Source organism: Paenibacillus sp. FSL F4-0100, from assembly GCF_037993005.1.
Classification (GTDB): domain Bacteria; phylum Bacillota; class Bacilli; order Paenibacillales; family Paenibacillaceae; genus Paenibacillus_AQ.
In genome coordinates this window covers 4,990,312-5,010,536 of record NZ_CP150303.1, presented here as the reverse complement: position 1 = coordinate 5,010,536, position 20,225 = coordinate 4,990,312, and the positions used below count along the sequence as shown (strand labels likewise).

At 47.5% G+C, this 20,225-nt stretch carries 18 protein-coding genes; 12 read left to right on the top strand and 6 right to left on the bottom strand.

All coding sequences use genetic code 11. From position 1 onward, the window contains the following. Nucleotides 1-43 precede the first annotated feature (43 nt). The 5 genes from MHH48_RS22480 (at nt 44) to MHH48_RS22460 (ending at nt 5,068) form a co-directional block, all read left to right on the top strand. Complete coding sequence (locus MHH48_RS22480) at nt 44-1,240, top strand: acyltransferase (protein ID WP_076322105.1); 1,197 nt, start codon at nt 44-46, stop codon at nt 1,238-1,240. 305 nt (nt 1,241-1,545) lie between these two features. Further along, nucleotides 1,546-1,905: a helix-turn-helix transcriptional regulator gene (locus tag MHH48_RS22475; protein WP_071220214.1), complete on the top strand. Its 360-nt coding sequence runs from the start codon at nt 1,546-1,548 to the stop codon at nt 1,903-1,905. 42 nt (nt 1,906-1,947) lie between these two features. After that, complete coding sequence (locus MHH48_RS22470; RefSeq protein ID WP_076322104.1) at nt 1,948-2,952, top strand: Gfo/Idh/MocA family oxidoreductase; 1,005 nt, start codon at nt 1,948-1,950, stop codon at nt 2,950-2,952. 196 nt (nt 2,953-3,148) lie between these two features. Continuing rightward, a complete protein-coding gene (locus MHH48_RS22465; RefSeq protein ID WP_076322103.1) occupies nt 3,149-4,426 on the top strand; it encodes an MFS transporter in 1,278 nt (425 codons plus the stop codon). 81 nt (nt 4,427-4,507) lie between these two features. After that, entirely contained in the window at nt 4,508-5,068 is a 561-nt protein-coding gene (locus MHH48_RS22460) for a helix-turn-helix domain-containing protein (RefSeq protein ID WP_076322102.1), read from the top strand. 48 nt (nt 5,069-5,116) lie between these two features. On the opposite strand, the gene MHH48_RS22455 is transcribed toward MHH48_RS22460, so the two are convergent. Then, nucleotides 5,117-5,698 (bottom strand): TraR/DksA C4-type zinc finger protein, encoded by a 582-nt coding sequence (locus MHH48_RS22455; RefSeq protein ID WP_076322101.1) that lies wholly within the window; start codon nt 5,696-5,698, stop codon nt 5,117-5,119. A 237-nt stretch (nt 5,699-5,935) separates the two neighbouring features. Here MHH48_RS22455 and MHH48_RS22450 point away from each other — a divergent pair, with 237 nt between their 5' ends. After that, the gene (locus MHH48_RS22450; RefSeq protein WP_076322100.1) at nt 5,936-6,313 is read left to right on the top strand and encodes a DivIVA domain-containing protein; all 378 of its coding nucleotides are present in this window, start codon (nt 5,936-5,938) and stop codon (nt 6,311-6,313) included. A gap of 68 nt (nt 6,314-6,381) precedes the next feature. On the opposite strand, the gene MHH48_RS22445 is transcribed toward MHH48_RS22450, so the two are convergent. Then, nucleotides 6,382-6,948: a cupin domain-containing protein gene (locus tag MHH48_RS22445; RefSeq protein WP_256720486.1), complete on the bottom strand. Its 567-nt coding sequence runs from the start codon at nt 6,946-6,948 to the stop codon at nt 6,382-6,384. A 250-nt stretch (nt 6,949-7,198) separates the two neighbouring features. On the opposite strand from MHH48_RS22445, the gene MHH48_RS22440 reads away from it, so the two are divergent. The 4 genes from MHH48_RS22440 (at nt 7,199) to nagE (ending at nt 13,493) form a co-directional block, all read left to right on the top strand. Then, nucleotides 7,199-9,883, top strand: a complete 2,685-nt coding sequence (locus tag MHH48_RS22440) for a CHASE3 domain-containing protein (RefSeq protein WP_076322099.1) — start codon at nt 7,199-7,201, stop codon at nt 9,881-9,883. A gap of 272 nt (nt 9,884-10,155) precedes the next feature. Further along, on the top strand, nt 10,156-11,043 hold the full coding sequence (locus tag MHH48_RS22435; RefSeq protein ID WP_076322098.1) for a PRD domain-containing protein: 888 nt from the start codon (nt 10,156-10,158) through the stop codon (nt 11,041-11,043). A 1-nt stretch (nt 11,044) separates the two neighbouring features. After that, on the top strand, nt 11,045-11,542 hold the full coding sequence (locus tag MHH48_RS22430; RefSeq protein ID WP_076322097.1) for a PTS glucose transporter subunit IIA: 498 nt from the start codon (nt 11,045-11,047) through the stop codon (nt 11,540-11,542). Nucleotides 11,543-12,017: 475 nt separating this feature from the next. Then, nucleotides 12,018-13,493, top strand: coding sequence for an N-acetylglucosamine-specific PTS transporter subunit IIBC (gene nagE / locus MHH48_RS22425; RefSeq protein WP_076322096.1), 1,476 nt, complete (start codon nt 12,018-12,020; stop codon nt 13,491-13,493). A 92-nt stretch (nt 13,494-13,585) separates the two neighbouring features. Here the strand turns inward: nagE and MHH48_RS22420 are convergent, their stop codons facing one another. From MHH48_RS22420 to MHH48_RS22410, 3 genes are read right to left on the bottom strand one after another with little or no spacing between them, the layout of a single operon-like run. Next, nucleotides 13,586-14,725, bottom strand: coding sequence for a Ger(x)C family spore germination protein (locus MHH48_RS22420; protein WP_076322095.1), 1,140 nt, complete (start codon nt 14,723-14,725; stop codon nt 13,586-13,588). Then, entirely contained in the window at nt 14,722-16,134 is a 1,413-nt protein-coding gene (locus MHH48_RS22415) for a spore germination protein (RefSeq protein WP_076322094.1), read from the bottom strand. Before MHH48_RS22415 ends, MHH48_RS22420 begins: the two co-directional genes overlap by 4 nt. After that, nucleotides 16,131-17,237: an endospore germination permease gene (locus MHH48_RS22410; RefSeq protein WP_076322093.1), complete on the bottom strand. Its 1,107-nt coding sequence runs from the start codon at nt 17,235-17,237 to the stop codon at nt 16,131-16,133. The genes MHH48_RS22415 and MHH48_RS22410 overlap by 4 nt, the downstream gene beginning before the upstream one ends. A gap of 224 nt (nt 17,238-17,461) precedes the next feature. Here MHH48_RS22410 and MHH48_RS22405 point away from each other — a divergent pair, with 224 nt between their 5' ends. After that, a complete protein-coding gene (locus MHH48_RS22405; RefSeq protein WP_076322092.1) occupies nt 17,462-18,838 on the top strand; it encodes an amino acid permease in 1,377 nt (458 codons plus the stop codon). On the opposite strand, the gene MHH48_RS22400 is transcribed toward MHH48_RS22405, so the two are convergent. Then, nucleotides 18,835-19,470, bottom strand: coding sequence for a LysE family transporter (locus tag MHH48_RS22400; RefSeq protein WP_076322091.1), 636 nt, complete (start codon nt 19,468-19,470; stop codon nt 18,835-18,837). The genes MHH48_RS22405 and MHH48_RS22400 overlap by 4 nt on opposite strands. A gap of 243 nt (nt 19,471-19,713) precedes the next feature. On the opposite strand from MHH48_RS22400, the gene MHH48_RS22395 reads away from it, so the two are divergent. Then, nucleotides 19,714-20,223 (top strand): metallophosphoesterase family protein, encoded by a 510-nt coding sequence (locus MHH48_RS22395; protein WP_076322090.1) that lies wholly within the window; start codon nt 19,714-19,716, stop codon nt 20,221-20,223. The last annotated feature ends 2 nt before the right edge of the window (nt 20,224-20,225 follow it).

Genomic DNA, 20,225 nt, shown 5'->3' with positions numbered 1-20,225 from the left:
CAATGAGGAGTGTTCACACGAAGTCAGACGAAGGGGGAGCAGTATGCCCAAAGAAAGAATACCGGAAATTGAGCGCTTGCGGGGAATTGCTTTCCTGGCTGTAGTCTTACAGCACTCCATCGCGCACTATTCTGTCGCGCCGGGAATGACGACAGGCGATGGTTTGATGATGGCAGTTCTTCTGATGGTGACGAAATTTGCTGTGCCCGTCTTTATTTTTATTACTGGCATGGTGCTGTTTTATAACGATAAAGGTCAACTGTATTACGGAAAGTTCATCAAGAGGCGTTTTGGTGATATCTACGTTCCGTTTGCGGTATGGACCTTGATTACTTTATTGATCAATCATAAGTTTAATCCCACTGTAATTGAGGATTGGAAGTATCTTGGGGAAGTATGGTTAACCGGGAAATCGAGCTCGCATTTTTGGTACATCATTATGCTGTTTCAATTCTATTTGCTGTACCCGCTGTTCCGCTCCGCTATATTAGGAATAAAGAAGCGATGGGGCTGGCAGACGCAGCTTACGATATTGATTGTATCCGGGTTATTGTACGTGGGTTTAACAGGAATTATCAATGATATTGGCCAATGGATGGGAAGCCTGAATATCCCGGTATGGAGTGAGCTGTTCACAACCTACGCAGATCGAAATGCACTCTATTATTTCTTCTATTTTGCGCTGGGGGCGGCGGCCGGATTATACCATGACGCTTGGAAAAAATGGCTGCAAAAGGCACGGCCGGCGATATGGCTCGCCTTCGCATTTTTGTTCGGATGGATGCTCATCCAGGCCGTTAATGAAATCCGTTCCGCCGCGAATGGCGCGATTACATTCTATTCCCTATCGCTGCTTCGCCCGATGATGGCACTTTTTCTGATTAGCTCTATATTGGTCATGTACGATGTGGCTGGTTGGATATGTCGTCATGCCGGAGCGGGAGCGAATGCGCTTCTGACCTCCATTGGGCTCTATTCGTATGGTGCTTACCTGATCCATCTATTGACACTACGTATGAGCTATGCAGTCGACGAATCTATGCTGATCAGCATGCACCCTCTGGTTCGTATACTCTCTTCATGGATCATCAGTGTGGGCGTGGCTTATGGTGCCACTCGCCTGCTAGCCAAGCTGCCGTTCGGGAAGTGGCTTGTCGGAATCGCCGGAGCAAGAAAAAATCGCGGGGTTCGCCCATACGGCAAATCGCGTCCAAACACCGGCACATCCACCGGGATGTGAAGAATTAAACCCACCCTCCGAGGGTGGGTTTTTCTTATGAAACCAATCCTTCGATCCACCAACCACCCAAAAAACAGCAGATGAAAAACCACATACTATATAATTTCATTATATGAAAAATTCAGAATAGTATAAACACTGACGCTCTTGCATCATTCTTCTTCATCCAAGACCCAACCACGTTTCAATCTATGCCTTCTTGGTTTAAAAAGAGGGGGGTGCTTCCTATTGTGCAAACTGGGAAACTGTGGGTTATAATTAGGTATATTATGGGACAAGTAGCTCGTGAAGGAGGAGGCGTCCAGATGGCATTTATGATCGCCCAGCGTGCTTTTATCAAAGTATATCTCATTACCATGGTGGAGCAGCAGCGCGGATATGGATATCAGATGCTGGAAGAACTGCGGCAAGAATTCAAGAGCCATGGATATTCACCGCCGCAAAGCGAAATTTACCGGGCTCTGCATGAGTTGGTGCAAGAAGGTGTATTATACCGTACCAAGCAGCTGAAAGGGAATGATCCGCGGGTCGATTTTCAAGAAATCGTTCTTTATCATTTTACTGATGACGGTGCCGAGAAAGCAAAACTCTACAAAAAACAGGTTAAAACAGATTTGGATCGGTGTTTGGGGATTCTTCATAAAGCGGTCAACGATAATTTTTAAAAAAACATCTGAACGGAATGCAGCCAAAGGAGGAATGACCTCGTGAGCAAGAAATTGCGCTTTGGAATTATGAGCACTGCTCGGATTGCAAGAAATTCAATGATACCAGGCATATTGAAATCGGAACGCTGTGAAGTCGGGGCGGTCGCTAGCCGCAATGCAGACAAAGCAAGTGAGCTCGCGGATCGATATCATATCGGGAAATACTACGGATCTTATGACGAGCTCCTGGAAGACCCCGACATTGATGCGGTATATATTCCTTTACCGAATCACCTTCATAAGCCTTGGACCATCAAAGCGGCACAGGCCGGCAAGCACATCTTATGCGAGAAACCGGCAGCCCTGACCGAAGCGGATGTCCGTGAGATGGCTGAGGCTGCTAAAGCACACAACGTGCTGTTCGCGGAAGCCTTTATGTACCGATATCATCCGAAACACGCACGTGTTCGCGAAATCATCGAAAGCGGCGAAATCGGCCAACTGCGCGGAATTCACGGATCGTTTACCTTCAACAATGCGGAGGATAAAAGCAATGTTCGTTACAGCAAGGATATGGGCGGAGGTTCAATCTATGACGTGGGATGCTATCCCATCTCAGCGGCGCGCATGATTTATGGTCAGGAACCCAAGGCTGTAACGGCCCATGCTTTTTTCTCTGAGGAGCATGACGGTGTGGACATGATGGTCCACGGGATGGTGGAATTTGACGATGGATTGGGACTTACATTTGATTGTGGGATGTGGACATATTCCAGATGCTCTTTAGAGATCGCAGGAACGGAGGGCAGGATTGAGCTTCCTTCTGCCTTTGGATGGGAGCGCATGGAGGACATGGCCCAGATCTGCGTTCATACGGCCAAGGGATCCCGTGAGGAGAAGGTAGGGATTTACAACCACTTTGCATTGCAAGCGGATGCGATGGCAGCGGCCGTGATGGACGGAACGCCGCTCCCTTATGGTCCGGAAGATGCCATCAGCAATATCAGAGCCATTGAAGCGTGTCTTCAAGCAGCCAGATCCTCATCGCGAGTGGTTATTAAATAAAGAAGCAACACTGTCAAAATAATCGTTAGACTCAATAAATCGCCGTGATGGCGATTTATTTTTTTTTACCTATTGCATTCCTCTTCAAAATCATTAAAATAAACTTAACGATAAAATAATTTTAACGTAAATATTATTTTAATGGACTGAAAAAGTTTAATGTAATTATCCATTTAACGAAGAGGAGAAAGAAACCATGCAAAATGCCGCTGTTCTGGAAAAGCAAGGCTTTGGTCAGCTCTTGAAAATTCGCCCGTACTTGATTTATTTATCTGCCCAGGCTATTACCCGATTCGGAGATTCCCTGGATTCCATCGCTTACAGCTGGATGGTCTATATGCTCACAGGTTCCGAACTATTAATGGGTACATTGTTCGCCTTTAATTTTCTGCCCGGGTTGCTTTTCAGTTTGTTTACCGGCACCTATGTCGATCGCTGGCCGAAGAAACTCGTCCTTGCACTAACCTATCTCAGTCGCGGTATTGTGGTTTCGCTAACGGCCTTTCTGTACGCTGTAGGTTCTCTTGAAGTCTGGCATTTGTTCCTGTTCACGTTTCTAAATTCAACTCTGGAATGCTTCTCCAGACCCGCGGAGACCTCCATCGTCCCCCGGCTGCTTCCCAAGGATAAACTGCTGGCAGGCAATTCTTTCTCAACTTCCGTAAGTCGGAGCGCTGAGTTAATCGGTTTATCCATCGCCGGTGCCCTTATTGCTCTGATCGGAATTTCGGGGACGATCTTGATTGATGCTATAACGTTTCTAATTGCAGCAGCTATTATCGCTTTTATGCCGAATCCGGAGGCAGCCGAACAGGCTGAAGCCAAGGAAACCTCCGCACGGCCAGAGACAGAGATGAATAAAACGGTGTTCGGCGATATTAAAGAGGCTCTTCTTTTTGTGAAGCAGCATACGCTGCTCCTTATAACAACCGTGCTTGCCATGATCAATAATTTCTGTTTGGCCCCCCTGAACGTACTGCAGCCGGTCTACGTCAAAGAGACCTTGGGTGCAGGACCCGGAGGTCTGAGCGTTTTAGGAACGGGCCTCCTGATCGGTATGATTTGCAGCGGGCTATGGATTGGACGTTATGGGAAGAGCTTCAAAAAGAGCACGTTGATCATGTCAGGGTCTATCATGCTCGGAATCGGTTATTTTGCGTTAGGGATTCCAGGACAACTGCCGGCATGGCGCGTGGAGTCTGCAGCAGTCTGTATGTTCATTGCCGGTTTCGCCGTCTCCATGCTGAATGCCCCTATCTCGACGTATCTGATGGAAGTAACGCCTCGGCATATGCTCGGCAGAATAGGTGCCCTTATGGCGGTGGCGTGCACGGCTGCCATTCCTGTGGGAAGCTTGATTACCGGAGTTGTAGCGGAGCATTACTCTCCTCCCATTCTGTATTCGATCATGGGAATCGTCATGATACTGCCCGTCATATTCCTCATTCGGAAGAAGAGTTTCCGTGCCATTTAAATCCTTCGCATTTTGTAATTTCGATACTCTCGGCCTATAATGAAAAGAAGTGAAAAATAACATGAAGCTGAGGTGTACGGTGTGGAAACGAAGGAACTGACTACACTGGAAGAGATCAAAATATATTCAGATCCATATCGGCTCCAGATTTTGAATGTATTGAATAAGATGGACCGTCCGGCAACAGTAAAGGAAGTCGCGGACAATATCGGGGATGTGCCTGCTAAAGTTCATTATCATATGAAGAAGCTGGAGCGAATCGGAATGGTCAAGATCGTTTCCACGAAAGAGATCAACGGCATCATTGCTAAGTATTATGAACCTTTTGTCGGTACGGTAAAGATCAAACGCGGAGCAAATTCCGAGGAGCCGGTGATCAAGGAATTAATTCGAACCGAGACGAACAAACTATTATCGGAGTTGTTTGACCAGAATAGAGACCGTTTCTTCAAAAATATGAGTCAAGAGGGCGAAACGACGTCTATGTTGACCAATACAACCTTGTATATGAGCGAGGAAGAAGCGCGTGAATTTTTTGTTGAACTGGATAAAATGTTGACCCCCTATAAAAAGAAACGCGGTGAAGGTTACGACGAATATGAGTTTTTTGCTTCGAATGTTCGGACTCATAAAGAAACTTGATCACGGAAAACAAGCTGGTACCTAACGTACAGGTACCAGCTTTCCCTTCTATTTAACTGGATCGGTTAATACCTTCTTCTTATAATCGTCTTGTCCAGGTTTAATGGACATGCCGGGAGAGGTGGACGTTCCGTAATCTTCCACGGCGTCCCACGCGCCGGCGTCATCAAATTTACCGTCGGCCGCTTGGCGGTTGACGCCAGCTCCGGAAGGGGGTGGGGTCATGACATCCTCTTCAACCGGCCGGTTGTCGTTGATATCTTTCCGCGGCGAATGTTCGAGACAATAGGCCGTATAAGGCAAAGCTTCAAGCCGCTCGTATGGAATTTCTAGGCCGCACTCGGCACAGGTCCCGTATTCGCCCTGGTCCATTCGCTGCAAGGCAGACATAATCTGCTCCAATTCATGATCGAGCGTTTCCTGAATGGCCAGGTCCCGTCCGCGTTCGAAAACCTCGGTCCCTATGTCTGCGGGATGATTATCGGCTGAGCTCAGCTCTCCCGTAGAGTCCCGAAGGGAATGATCCCTATTGGTTTCATCGCGGGACTCCAATTGCTCTTCCAATCGTTCTTTATCACTGAGCAACCGTCGTTTAAGTTCACTGTATTGTTGTTTTGTCATCGTTGTCATAGATAAGTCGCTCCTCTCTTTCGCTAAGTACACAATAAAGCTTCTTATGTAAAATCAATACCCGAAATGGATTGGTAACAATCACATGAATTGTGGGAATGGCAGCCCATCGTTTTTGGAACATTCTCCAAAAAAGCCCTGGAGTGTTTTAATCCCAGTGCTTAATGTGATATAAACAAAGATAGAGAGAGAAGGCTAAAAAAGTAGGGCTGCGCCAATATTTGGAGGTAAATCATTATGGATGAACACATGAAACGCCGATTGGATAAACAGAAAAAGCTATTTAAGCAACTAGGCATTCAACTGGACGCTTTGTCTATCCATGAAAAGAATTTTTCGAATAAACTACGGGGTTATGATCAGGAGGAAGTGGATTCCTTTCTGGACGAAGTGATTCAAGATTATGAGCGGTTTTATGCCACCATCTCCGATCTTATGGATAAATGGCAGGAGCAGCAAATCACCATCCGCGATCTCAGGGCTGGCGTTAAGCCAGAGGCAGAACGCCCGGCACTGAACCCGGAAGAGATTGAAGAGACGGTGGCGAGGCTGGAAGCCGACTTGCATACCCTTAAGAAGCAGATTCGCCCTGAACAAAGATTTTATATTGATTGATGCAATATCGTTGCGAGCGAAATCATTACATAAGAAGCGTCCCAATAACAATAACCACACTTGGCCGATCACCGGCTGCGTGTGGTTTTGTTGTTTGGGTGCCCGGTTATGAGTAAGGGTGGCGCAGGCAGAGGCTTATCCGAGGCGTCACTCTCCATCTTTTTATTTAGCGGGACGGGTGTAATGAGCGCCTCCGAGAGAGGTTTCTTGTTCGTATCATCACATGGCAACGCTTCTGCTGCCATGAGCGTATAAGCCCAGACCGGCGCAATGTCCATTTGGTGTGGACGCTCAGTGTTATAGACCAATAGCAAGATCGTTCCAGGGGTTAGCGCTGTTATCCAGTGACACCAATCAATAGGGGCGTGTACCACCTGACCGGGTACGATCTGATATACGAGTTTCTGATGAGTATCCGGATCAATCAGGGAATAGCTGATTTCTCCCTGAATGACATAGCACAATTCGTCCGTGTCCGGGTGGCTATGGGGAGAGAGGCCCTTACCTCGTTCAAGGTGAATTTCTGACATCATCATACCTTGCAGAAGGGGCAGCTCCAGTGACGACACATTCGCAACTCCGAGGCCGGTTATACGCTCAGCCTGTTGCCTGGAATGATAAACATGCCTCGTCAATGCAGGATCCCCGCAAGCGCTTTAAAGGTTATCATACGAGTTACTCCTCCTTTTTGAGATTGAGATCCTATTTTGTCGTACAAGCGTGTTTCTCTATAATATATGCTCATACGTTTATAAATCTGACTGCCTACGACTAAAGAATCATTGATGTCATCAAAACTGGTTTTGCTTGTAAACCATTTTCATAACAATTACTATGAGAATAGGAGCAGACTTAGACTGATAGATGACAAGGGAGGTTAGCCATTTGTCTAACAACCTGAAATTCAACATCCGCAGCAAGATTGTAGTTGGATATTTAATGATATTATTATGTCTTGGAGCTTTTCTCTGGATTGTATCAGACCGCATCTCTTCTCTGCAGGAAGAGGCGGATTTTATAGAGAAGCATGATATCGAAGTACATAATCTCACGCACGAAATCGAGAAGAATTTACTTGAAATGGAAACGGGTCAGAGGGGTTTTGTGATAACGGGGGATGATACCTACCTGGAACCTTTCAACCAAGCGCTGTCGTCTTGGCAGATTAACTATAACAAGCTGTACAAGCTTGTTAGCGATAATTCGGAGCAAGCCAATCATCTGGAGAATATTAAGGAGAATATCAAGGAGTGGATTACCAACGCCGGTCAGCCTGCCGTTCAATTGAAGCAGCTAGGGCAGGATGAGGAGGCCCTTCATTTCTTTATTAATGATCCCGGCCAGCAAGCCATGAACTCCATTCATGAGCTGTTCCTCTCGTTTAGAAGCAAGGAACGCGAGCTGACAACCAGCAGGATTGAAGAGATGAAAGAAAGCAACACCCATTTATTGTATACGATGTATCTCCTTTGGGCTGGGGCAGCGCTGATTACCATATGTGGAGCTTGGGTGATATCGAAGAGCATTGTAAAGCCGATCACGCAGGTAACTCATATCATCTCCGATATTGTCAGAGGTGGTAACCTCTCCCAACGGATTCATGTGAGATCCAATGATGAGGTCCGCCAGTTGGCGGACACAACCAACGAACTCCTTGCACAGGTCGGCAGACAGAACTGGGCTAAGGATCACATTTCGGTTATGTCGACGCTTCTTCAATCGTCAGATCGTGTGGAAACGGCCGTACAGTTTTTCATTCATAAGCTGGCTTTGATCATGAAACTGCCGTACGGTGCCGTCTTTATTAACCGGGGTGGATCGGAACTGGTAAAGGCAGCTGCTTTTGCCGATCCGGATGGTGAGCCTTGGAACAAGGTCAGAGATCGTTTCCTGCCAGGCGAAGGTTTGGTGGGACAATGTATGCTGGAGCAGCGAATGATTATTCTGGACGATATACCACCTAACTATGTGCGGATTGAATCGGGGCTGGGTGATGCTGAGCCAACCACGCTGCTGCTAGCGCCCGTTATGTTTGAAGGACAAGTTCTTGGTGTCATTGAATTGGCCAAGTTCAAGCCTTTCGATGACCTGGAAATTCAGCTGATCGAACAACTGAATTTTCAGCTTGGGGTAACATTGAACTCGATCCAGAGTAAAATGGAAATCCAGCAATTGTATCATGAATCCCAAACGCTGAATGAGGAGCTTCAGAGTCAGACCGAAGAACTACAGGCGCAGACCGAGGAGCTGCAAACCCATTCCGTGGAAATGCATATGCTGAACGAGCGATTGGGGGCCCAGAAGGAGGCCGCATTAATCGCAGCCAGCGAATTGGAAAAATACGCGAAAGAGCTGGAGAAGAGCTCGAAGTACAAGTCTCAATTTCTGGCCAATATGTCCCATGAGCTGCGGACACCACTGAACAGCATGTTAATTCTTTCCCAGATTTTGGCTGAGAACAAGCAGGGGAACCTGACGGAGGAAGAACAGCATTACGCTTCTGTCATCCATAATTCAGGCAGTGAATTGCTTAATTTAATCAATGATATTCTGGATCTGTCCAAGGTCGAGGCCGGAAAGATGCAAATCGAAATGGACTTGGTAAATTTGACGGAGCTGCCAGAACTGATGGAAGGTTATTTCTCCAAAAGCGCAGAATCCAAAAATCTGGAATTTGATATTGAGATGGCCGACGACTTGCCTGATCTGATGTACAGCGATGGGATGCGGCTCCATCAAATTTTGCGTAATTTGCTCTCGAACGCAATTAAGTTTACCGAGAGCGGCAGTGTTAAACTACGGGTGAAGAAGATGAATTCGATTGTGACCTCGGATTTTGTGATCAGTGGCGACGTCATTGCTTTTTTCGTTGAAGATACCGGCATCGGGATTGCAGCAGAGCATCTTCAACCGATCTTCGAAGCGTTCCAGCAAGGCGAAGAGGCTACGGCCAGAAAGTTTGGGGGGACAGGTCTCGGCTTATCCATATCGCTGCATTTGGCAAAATTGCTTGGTGGGTATATTACCGTGGAGAGCGAGGAAGGAATCGGGAGCACGTTTGTTTTATATTTACCGCTTGTTACGGAATATGGCACCAGCGAAAGTCTGTTTATGCTGCCTGAAGCGGCTGCTACTTCGAGCAACGCCAGTTGGAGTGATCTCCGAATGGAGGCGTTCGACATGGAAGTATCTAGCCGATTGGAGCACAAAACCGTATTGATTGTAGATGATGATATTCGGAATGTGTACGGTTTGACCAATGTGCTGGAGAAACTCCAGATGACCGTGCATACAGCCCAGAACGGATTCGAATGCTTGGAGATGTTATACAAACATCAAACCATCGATGCGGTGCTGCTGGATATGGTCATGCCGGAAATGGACGGAGTCGAAACGATGAAGCGGATTCGCGAGAACCCGGAATGGGCGGAACTTCCCATTATCGTGATGAGCTCCAACACAATGAGGGATACGGATCAGTTTCTTGCAGACGGCGCGAATGGATATCTGCACAAACCCATTCATATCCAAGAAGTGATCCATACGCTTCAGAAATGGATTGGGAATTAAGGGAAGCGATCGTATATTTACCTGTGGCGGCAGCTTCGAATATTGTCATAATGTCGTATGTTGACGAATGCGAGCCAATTGTTTTATGATGGATTCATAGCAGGAACATAAGACGGCGTGTTACCTTAAGAGGGCATGAGCCAAGAAGAGACAGCTTTCACATGGGGTCTTTTCTTGGCTTTTTTAATGTTTTGGGGATCGATATGAGCATTTCTTCGGATATGAATCCTTCGCCGTTTCTCTGATTAAACTTAAAGGAAAGGGGGAAGTTTATGAGCGGGATCGAGTTGTTTACAGTCGTACGTGTTATTGGTAACAATGTCGTGATGGTTACCGGTGGTAAGAAAGAATCGGAATACGTCATCCTGGGTAAAGGGATTGGCTTCGGCGCCAAAGCAGGCGGAACGATCGCTTCAGCCGACAAGCGGATTGAGAAACTCTTCAGGCTGGAGGATCGGGAGCAGTGGAGTCAAGCTCACCATCTGCTGGAAGAATTTGATCCACTGGTGATGGAGATTACAGATCAGATTCTCAATCTCATTGGACAGGAATTTCCGGGCACATTAAATGACAAGGTGTATCTGGCGCTTCCAAGCCATATCCAGTTTACGATATACAGAATCCGTAAAGGCATGGATATTATTAATCCTTTCCTTGAAGAAACCCGGATCAGCTTCCCAAAAGAATATGATATCGCAGCCAAGGCAGCGGTATTGATCGGCCAGGCCTTCGATATCGAGGTTCCGGAGGATGAGATCGGCTTCTTGACCTACCATGTGTATTCGGCCGTCAGCCATGTGCCCGTTGGCCATCTGGTCAAGGCATCGAATGTGGTGGGAAACCTGGTAAGGTATATTGAAGAGGAACGGCAGGTCGCTTTTGACCGGGGAAGCATGGATTACGTCCGTCTTCTGATGCATTTGAGGTTCTCGGTAGACCGTATGTTGAATCAAGAAATCCATGTGGATAATCCATTTGCGGACCAGATCCGCTCCAAGTTCACGAATGAATATGGTCTGGCTACGCGCCTTGCAGGCATGATGGAGAAAGAACTCGGCAAGAAAGTACCTGAAGCGGAGGTTTGCTTTCTAGCGATGCATCTATATCGGCTTTTTACAGGGCGACTACAACAAAAGAATCAACCCAGGGAGGAATCTTAACATGTTTGATCGTTGGAAAAAGAAAAAAACAGCTACTGCTATTCAACTCACAGCACCTTTGTCAGGTACAGCTGTGCCTTTATCGCAAGTGCCGGATGAGGCATTTGCTGCTGGTCATATGGGCCAAGGCATTGCCATTGAGCCTTCCGAGGGCAAATTAATTGCGCCATTTGACGGGACGGTTGCGCATGTCATCAAGTCCAAACATGCCGTGATGCTGGAGGATCCGGCGACTGGTCTGCAATATTTATTCCACATCGGGATTAATACAGTCGGTTTGAAAGGCGAAGGTTTCACAAGCCATGTTCAAGCGGGTGATCAGGTGAAGTCGGGTCAGACGCTCATCGAATTCGACATGGCTGCAATCCAAGCCGCAGGTTATCCGACGATTACCCCGGTTATTGTGACCAATGCCGATGAGGTAGCTTCCAAGGTTGATGGTCAGACGGGTAATGTCGTGTCCGGCCAGGATCCTGTCTTGACCATAGAATTGAAATAATTCAATTCCATAGGCGATTGATTGAATTATTGGTTATTGACAAAACAGGAAGTCGTGAATTAAGATAACAGCATAAATGAATACGTTTTAAGGCGTGTTACCATAAACATGGGCATGAGCCAAGAAGAAACGGACTATATTTTTTATAGTCACCGTTCTTCTTGGCTTTTTTTGTTGGTATAGGATCAAGGTTCAGCGGGGCTGACGGAATTCTATATCACAAGAAAACTTACCTCTAAGACACGGTCGCTCTCTGAGAACCTTGATAGATAGAGGCTTGCTTATGGCCCCCTGGTACCCATGATAGCCGGATCCATACCACCTTAAAATGATGAATACAAGAACTCGCAAGGAGGAGGATTTTCTGAGATCTTTTTGTTCCCGAATGGAAGGGAAAAAATGGTTGTTCATTCGACGCATTATGTAAACGATTTCATTGCGAAGCTAAATTATTGAAGTTGAAAGGATGATTGACATGCTAGCTAAATTGCAAAAGCTGGGCAAGTCCCTTATGCTGCCGGTGGCCACCTTGCCTGCGGCAGGTATCTTGCAGGGGCTTGGAATGATCGACTATCAAAAGGATATACCTTTGGGTGCCCTAGGCGCTTTTCTAAATCAATATGTAACTCCGTTCATGACCTCTGGTGCCCTTGCGATTCTGGATAATCTGCCGTTTATCTTTGCGATCGGCGTTGCAATCGGGTTCGCCGGAGACGCCGTTGCAGCTCTATCTGCTCTTATTGGGTACATGGTGCTTACAAGAGTGCTGGAACAAGTACCGCTGCAAATGCCGTTTATACCGGATGACGTGAAGCTGAATATGGGAGTTCTTGGCGGTCTCTTTGTCGGTATGTGGTCCGCATACCTGTATAATAAATTCCACAAGATTAAAATGCCGGATTGGCTGGGCTTCTTTGCGGGTAAACGCTTCGTTCCGATTATCACAGCAGCCTCCACGATGGTGCTTGCGGTTCTGATCGGAATGATTTGGAGCCCAATCCAGGATGGCATTTCCGTCTTCGGCAACTGGGTTGTCGGCCTTGGAGGCATCGGATCGTTCATTTTCGGTACGGCCAACCGCTTGCTGATCCCTCTGGGTCTTCACCACGTATTAAACTCCATCGCATGGTTTCAGATCGGCGATTACACCAATACCGCAGGCGAAGTTGTTCACGGCGACCTGTGGCGTTTCTTTGCGGGAGACCCGACGGCTGGTATGTTCATGTCCGGTTTCTTCCCGATCATGATGTTTGCGATGCCGGCTGCGGCGCTGGCCTTTATGCATACCGCCAAGCCGTCCAAACGCAAGCTCGTCGGCTCCATCTTTATCGGTTCGGCAGTGGCATCGTTCCTGACGGGGATCACGGAACCGCTTGAATTCGCGTTCATGTTCATTGCTCCGGTATTGTATGTGGTGCATGCGATTTTAACAGGCCTTTCCGGATTGATCATGTACTTCCTCGATGTGCATTTGGGCTTCTCGTTCTCGGCAGGCCTGATCGACTACCTGGTGAATCTGAAGCTGTCTACCAATGCTTGGCTGCTCCTGCCGGTAGGCTTGGCTTTCGGTGTTGTTTACTATCTGCTGTTCAGAATCCTCATTGTCAAGCTGAACTTGAAAACGCCTGGACGCGAGGAGGATGACGACGTGGATACGATTTCTGAAGATGCTGATACAGCTGCCCCGTCCCCATCCAGCGCAGCATCCAATGAGTCCAAAGCAGCGAAGGTTCTCGCAAACATCGGCGGAGAAGATAACATTATCAGCGTCGATGCTTGTATCACTCGCCTTCGTCTGGTTGTTAAGGACGAGAAGGCTGTTAAGGATTCAGAGCTCAAAAAGTTAGGAGCATCTGGTGTCATGCGTCTGGGTCAAGGTGCGGTTCAGGTTGTATTCGGACCGCAGGCGGAATCCATTAAAGACGAGATCAAGGACATTATGAAAAAATAAAGGAACAACAAAAAGAAGCAGGCCGATAAAGGTCTGCTTCTTTTGCTGTTTTCACAATTTCGGGCAAAATACAGCTTGTTTATGACGCACGTTTATCGGTTCAAACTTCTGCGCTGTCCCCAATATCGCAGGTTGACGTCAACCTCAAGTTCAAGCGACGTTTCATCGTAGATTTCCTTTTTCTGTTCCACTAATTTCTTCCAGAGCTTCGGATCGGTTCGGTACAATTGGAGACATAGCTGGTAGGGATCCGCGTGGATCAATGCAGCTTTATGGAAGGTATTATGCATTTCTTTTCGCAGGGTATCTTCCGTTAAGCGCTTCATCTCCTTAATTCCCACCTTCTTATACATATTCTGCACCGTCCCGATGACGTTAAGCTTGATTCGATATGACGCATCCTTGGGTTTACGGATGACTTCAATGGATGATTGGGGCTTCTCCAGCCGTATGCTCCCGACGGCTTCGCCGTCCGCCTGAACAATGACGGCAGCATGGGTTTGAGGCGAAGCTAGCCAGCGTGTACCCAACAGATCGGATCGTTTGAGCCAACCCATCAATTCCTTGTTCTTGATCAGAAAACCGCCGTTCACTTCTAAAATCGGGTGCTGCTTCAGATTTTCCGACCAGTTCTGATTTGAAATATGGAGCGAGGGCAATACGACGGTAGCGGCTTTCTCCCGGTAGAGACGAATAAAGTTCACGAATTGAATCGGACGTATAAACGAGAATTGGACATAGCTTTCTCTGGGTTCATGAAGCAGCGAGTGCAGAGGTGAGAGCTGAAAGAACGGCGATACCGTAAAGAGGTCCTCCATATTGTCCTTGGTGCCATAGATCCATTTCGTATAACGGATTTCCTGCGAACGGTTGGTCAGATCGAACACTTGGGACAACTGCTTAGGTTTTAACACCGCTTCCGTAAGCACCAAAGCCGTGACATGGCCCCAAGAGACCCGCTGCTGATTCGATGTATACAAATCGATTAGGGCTTCAGCCAAAGTGGTGCCGGTTCCTCGGCCGACCCAAATCGGCGCTTTCTCAGTTGGCTTGCTGCTTTCTTGTTTGGCAATCGTTGCGAAGTCCAGCATCTGCACATAGATGATATACTTGTCGTTCTTATAATCGACGCCCAAAGCCGTGATGTAGTTGATATCCTGCACTTCTTTGTTGTCCCAGCAGCCTGAGATCAGCAAAGATCCTATACATGCGAGTATCCATACACGCTTCATAGGGCTCCACCCTTTTTTCGTTTACCCGGAAATCGCATGAGATTGCCAGTGATTTTGGATAAGGAAAAAGGCGAGAAGGGGGCAAGATAGGGCTGTCCAAATGGATTATGATGGGCTGCATACTGAACGATCAAGAATACCGATATGAAAAAACCGAATAACCCGAATACCGAGGAAAGAGCAAGGACTAAAAACCGGAAAATCGTCTGGGTAACAACAAAATCCTGATTGGAGTGGGTTGACCCCGCAACAAAAGCCAGTGCGCCGATCACCGTCATCGTTGGGGAGAAAAAACCACCCCGAATCGCGGCGTCACCGATGATGATACCGGAAACGACCGTAATGGTTGACGCGATTGGAGAAGGCATCTGCATACCGGCTTCCCGCAGTAGGGTAAGTAGAAACAGGATGATCAGCATTTCAAACCCGGTCGGAATAGGAAGCCCAAGCCGCGTGTTCGCGACCGTGGCCAGCAGCGGGAAAGGGATTTGATCCTGATGAAAGGACAGCAAGGTAATATAAAATCCCGGAAGGAAAACGGAAATCAGGAAGCCAACCAGTCTGAGAATTCTCCATGGGATAACGAAATAAAACGGCATCTGCGGATCCTCTGCGGCAAACAGGAGCTGCATAAAATTGGCAGGTGCAATCAATACTACGGGACTTCCCTGCATAATAATGACCAATCGACCGCGAGTTAAAGAGTCATAAGCAAGATCGGTCCTTCCCGTATAATCGAACATGGGAAGCACCGTAAATCGATACGGCGTTAGATGCTCAGCGAGCTCGCCCATGCCTACGGGTGAGTCGCCGGAGAAATCATTTAGCTTATCCACGATGGCAGTGACGGTCTCTGGGATCACCTTGTCTTTTAAGTACATGATGCCGACAGTAGTTTTGCTCTTGTCACCCAGCTTAAAGGAGGAATAGACGAGTCCGGGTGATTTCAGCCGTTTGCGAATGAGCGATACATTGATATCCAATTCCTCGACGAACCCGTCACGAGGACCTTTGATCGAGGTCTCTGCGGAACTTTCCTCCGGGGTACGCCCAATGCTTTTGGATGCGCTATAAGAATACAGCTTATTGTCCTTAGGAAAATACAACGCAACATAACCTGAATATACAATATCATCAACCGATTCCACATTAGCCTCGGATGTGTCAAGGGTAAGATAATATTCCAGATGGTCGGGATCAAACGGATGCTTCTGAGAAATGGATATATTCCATTCCTTGCTAATAACAGGCAAAAAGATTTTGGACATCAATTGAGAATCGCACATCATCGGGTTGTAAACCATAATGGCCCATGGCAGCATATCACCTTCTGCACCAGGATAAGACGTAATATAGATGTCATCGGAATCGGCATAACGATCTCGGAGCTGCTGTTCCGTCATATTCATTGCGGGGATTCTCCTTTCGACGATTGTGAGTTCTGTTGTTGGGATGGTTTATGGATCAAGAAGAACAACAGGAGGCTTAAGATGGTAATATAAACGGCGGATATGGGCAAAAAATAGTCTGCCATTGCATAATACATTTTGGGATTGCTGATCGGTGAAGCGCACAGAATAATAAGCAGCGTTGACACGGCTAATATGCCTACGCTTTGCTTGGACTTGGGAAGAAGGGTTTCACTGAGCAAAAAAATCGAGATGGATATGGAGATATAAGCTCCGCTGAGCCATTGGAAAATCGACAAAAAGTCGACATGCTCTACGAATTTGCCCAGCTTTACGAGACGCCACTGTTCATAAGCCGGGTATCGCTGAAGACCCATTTCTTCAGGTCCAAATTCGGCAATGCCGCCAACGGTGGGTCCGAACGTCAGGAAGATCAGAACCAGATGGATGAGCAGGATTGTAAGAAAACCGGGCTTTTTCTGAAGGTGGGGGCGTAAGAATAAAATCAATATAAATTGGGACAGTCCTCCGAACATGACGGGGATTCCGCTTAGAACCGGCTGGAAGCCATCTTCAAGGACGGGCAGCAAATAATTGTAGTTCTTTACTTTCAGATTGGCCAAGGATACGAATATCCCCAGCAAAACGACAAAAGGAAGCAATATTCCGGCAGAAACGCCAATGGTCTTTATGCCGTGATTTGCGCTGACAAGACATAACACTAAGAGTACCAATGCGGTGGCAATGATAGGGGTTTGGATCATATAGGTCGATTTTGTCCAATCGATGACCTCTTTTAAGGTATAAAAGGCAAAAGTAAAAAAATATAAAGCGGACAAACTCATCACCAATATTCGAGCCCCTTTGCCGCTGCTTTCGTCAAGTGCCTGCGTGATGGAACGATTGCCGATTTTTTGGATGATCCCGTAAATAAGCAGAACCCAGGGCAGGAATAATACGGCCGACACGATAATGGTGATCCAGGCATCCCGTCCGGATTTCTCCAGAAGCACAGGTATGATCATGACATGATTGGTCAAGCCGGCCGTAAGCATCATAATCATAAACGCCTGATTCGTTGGAATACCGCGAGTTCCTGACATGTGTGATCCCCCAATACAGCTTTCTTCCGTTTAGAGTTCTCGGGGAACACCCAAAATATGCGAGAGAACCCAGCCATAGACTGGACATGGGCATAATTCCATGGCTTCTCTTTTGCCAAAAGGCATTTTTAGGTTGAGATACGCGGTACATAAATCACGGAGGTTCCCTTCATAATAAGGAAAGTTTTGAACGAACCCATAACAATAATCTGGAGGACAGAACCGTGAACAAAGGGGCGAAGGCGGAGTCAGGGAACTTGAGATGGTGGCAGCTATCGCTGCTGGGGGTTGCATCAACGATCGGCACAGGATATTTTCTCGGATCCGCTTTAGGTATTCGGCTTGGAGGACCGGCTTTTCTTCTTTCTATTATATTGGCGGCGACAGCCACCTTCTTTGTGTTTGATGTGCTGTCACGGATGACGGCCGAGGACCCGCAGAAGGGCTCGTTCCGAACCTATGCCAAAAAAGCCTATGGCCGATGGGCAGGCTTCTCTACGGGGTGGATGTACTGGTGCTCCGAAGTGTTGATCATGGGGAGCCAGATGACGGCGCTGGCGATTTTCTCTCGCTTCTGGTTCCCTGGCGTTCCAATGTGGATATTTGCGTCAGGTTATGCCGTATTGGGACTGTTTGTCATCTGGATCGGCAACAAAGGCTTCGACCGGCTGGAGAATGTATTGGCTATCATTAAGGTCGCCGCAATTGTCATGTTTCTCATCATTGCTGCTGCCGCCTTGATGGGGTGGTTAAAAGGAGGGTCGAAGTTGCACGTTTCGGGCAGCATAAACGCATTTTTCCCGGCAGGTGGCATGGGCATGTGGTCGTCCCTGATTTTTGCGTTCTATGCCTTCGGCGGAATTGAAGTCATGGGGGTCATGGCGATTCGCTTGAAGAATCCGAAGGAAGCGCCCAAAGCGGGTAGAGTGATGATTCTGCTGCTATCCATCGTATACGTTCTTTCTATTGGCATGGCCGTGATCATGGTGGCCTGGAATCAATTCTCCACGACGAAAAGCCCCTTTGTTGTGGCACTAAGCTCCTACGACCTTCCTTTTATCCCGCATATATTTAATGCTGTATTGATTATAGCCGGTTTCTCGACCATGGTTGCCTCGCTGTATGCAGTGACCACGATGCTGGTTACGTTATCCGAAGATAAGGACGCTCCCAAGCTGTTTTCTAGGAAAAAGTTTAAGCGGGATACGCCCATATATGCACTTTCCCTTACAGCTATCGGATTGATTGTATCTATTGTGTTGTCTCTGCTCATGCCAGGCAAGATTTATGAGTATTTGACCACGGGTGCAGGACTTATGCTGCTGTATAACTGGTTCTTCATCCTCATATCGGCAGGCCGACTCATAGAGCTTACGGTGTGGGGCAAGATCAAAAGATACATCGGGATGCTGTTGATTGCGGCTGCCGTCAGTGGAACCGCACTCCACCCTATGAGCCGCCCGGGGCTCTGGATCAGTATTGGGTTTATCGTGGTAATCGGTCTGGTTGTCCTATGCATGCGCTCCGTGTGGAAGAAATCCGGTCAAGGCCACGCCAGGGAGGCGGACAAACCCAAGTTTCGTCCGAAGCCGGCCCGTTAGAATATGAGCGGATATAGCAGCGCAAGAGCCCGAATTCCAAAATAAACGCCAAAGACGATTAACGAGATGCCGGAAATTATGGAGATCAGGGAGAGCGCTCTATTGCTCAAATATCGGCGGAATACACTGCCGAGCGCAGCCATGAATAAATCCCATAGTACAACCCCGGCGATGACGGCCACGCTGTAGAGAAACAGATTGGCGGAGCCGTCGTCCGTTGCGGTTTTAACGAGAATAGAGCCGTAGATTCCGAGCCAGAACAGGATTGTCATCGGATTGGATACGGACAAGAGAAACCCGGAGAGCATGCTTTTCCATAACGAATCTTCATTGTTTTCTTGACTGATCGTCACTTTATTGGCATTCAGGATGCTTTCAAGCCCCGAATAGATAAGAACAAAGGCACCGAACAGCCACAGAAAGGTCTGCATGAACGGCGTATTCAGTAAGTGAACAACGCCCAGGTAGACCAGGATCATATAAAGGATATCTGCCAGGACCGCACCGATTCCGAACAACCATGCATGCCAAAACCCTTTCTTAATCCCCTTATCGAGCTGTGCTGCATTGACCGGGCCTACGGGGGCTGATAGAGAAAGTCCCAGAATCATGTAGCTAATAAAAATACTCATTGACTTCCACCTCTCGTCATGAACATGGATAAGAAAGCTTGTACCTTCATGCTCGTACATTCTATTCAGCACTCAAACAAACTAAAACTTATGATTGGAAATTTTTTCTGTCTGAAACAGACCAACAAACCGCGCAGCTCACCTGCGTGGTTTTATTTGAATTCGTTTATTTGGTAGGATATAGGTTAGTGTCAGACAGCAGGTATCTCAGCATTTAATATGACGAAGAAGGGGTCGATCAAGATGAGTTTTCCATTTCGGATTACGGTATTGTCAGACACCCATATGCCAAGAAAAGCGAAAGAGCTGCCAGCCGCACTGCTTGAAGATGTGAGGCATTCGGATCTTATTCTTCATGCTGGTGACTGGTCTAATTGGGAGCTCTATGAACAGCTTAGTCAATATGCTCCGGTGGAAGGAGTAGCCGGAAATGTTGAAGACGAGCGGATCATAGAACGGTTAGGCTACAAGAAGCTGGTCGAAATCGAAGGCAAACGCATCGGTATTGTGCATGGGCACGGACAGGGAGGAACAACCCCCTCCCGGGCAAGAAAAGCTTTTGCGGACACGGAGGTGGATTGCATCTTGTTTGGCCACTCCCATATACCGTTTAAAGAACATGTGCAAGGGGTGCTGTTGTTCAATCCCGGTTCCGCCACGGACAAAAGACGGCAGCCCCGGTATTCCTATGGAAGGATACACATCGTGAACGGAATGCTGGAGGCGCATCATATTTTTTACGATCAGAAGTGAAT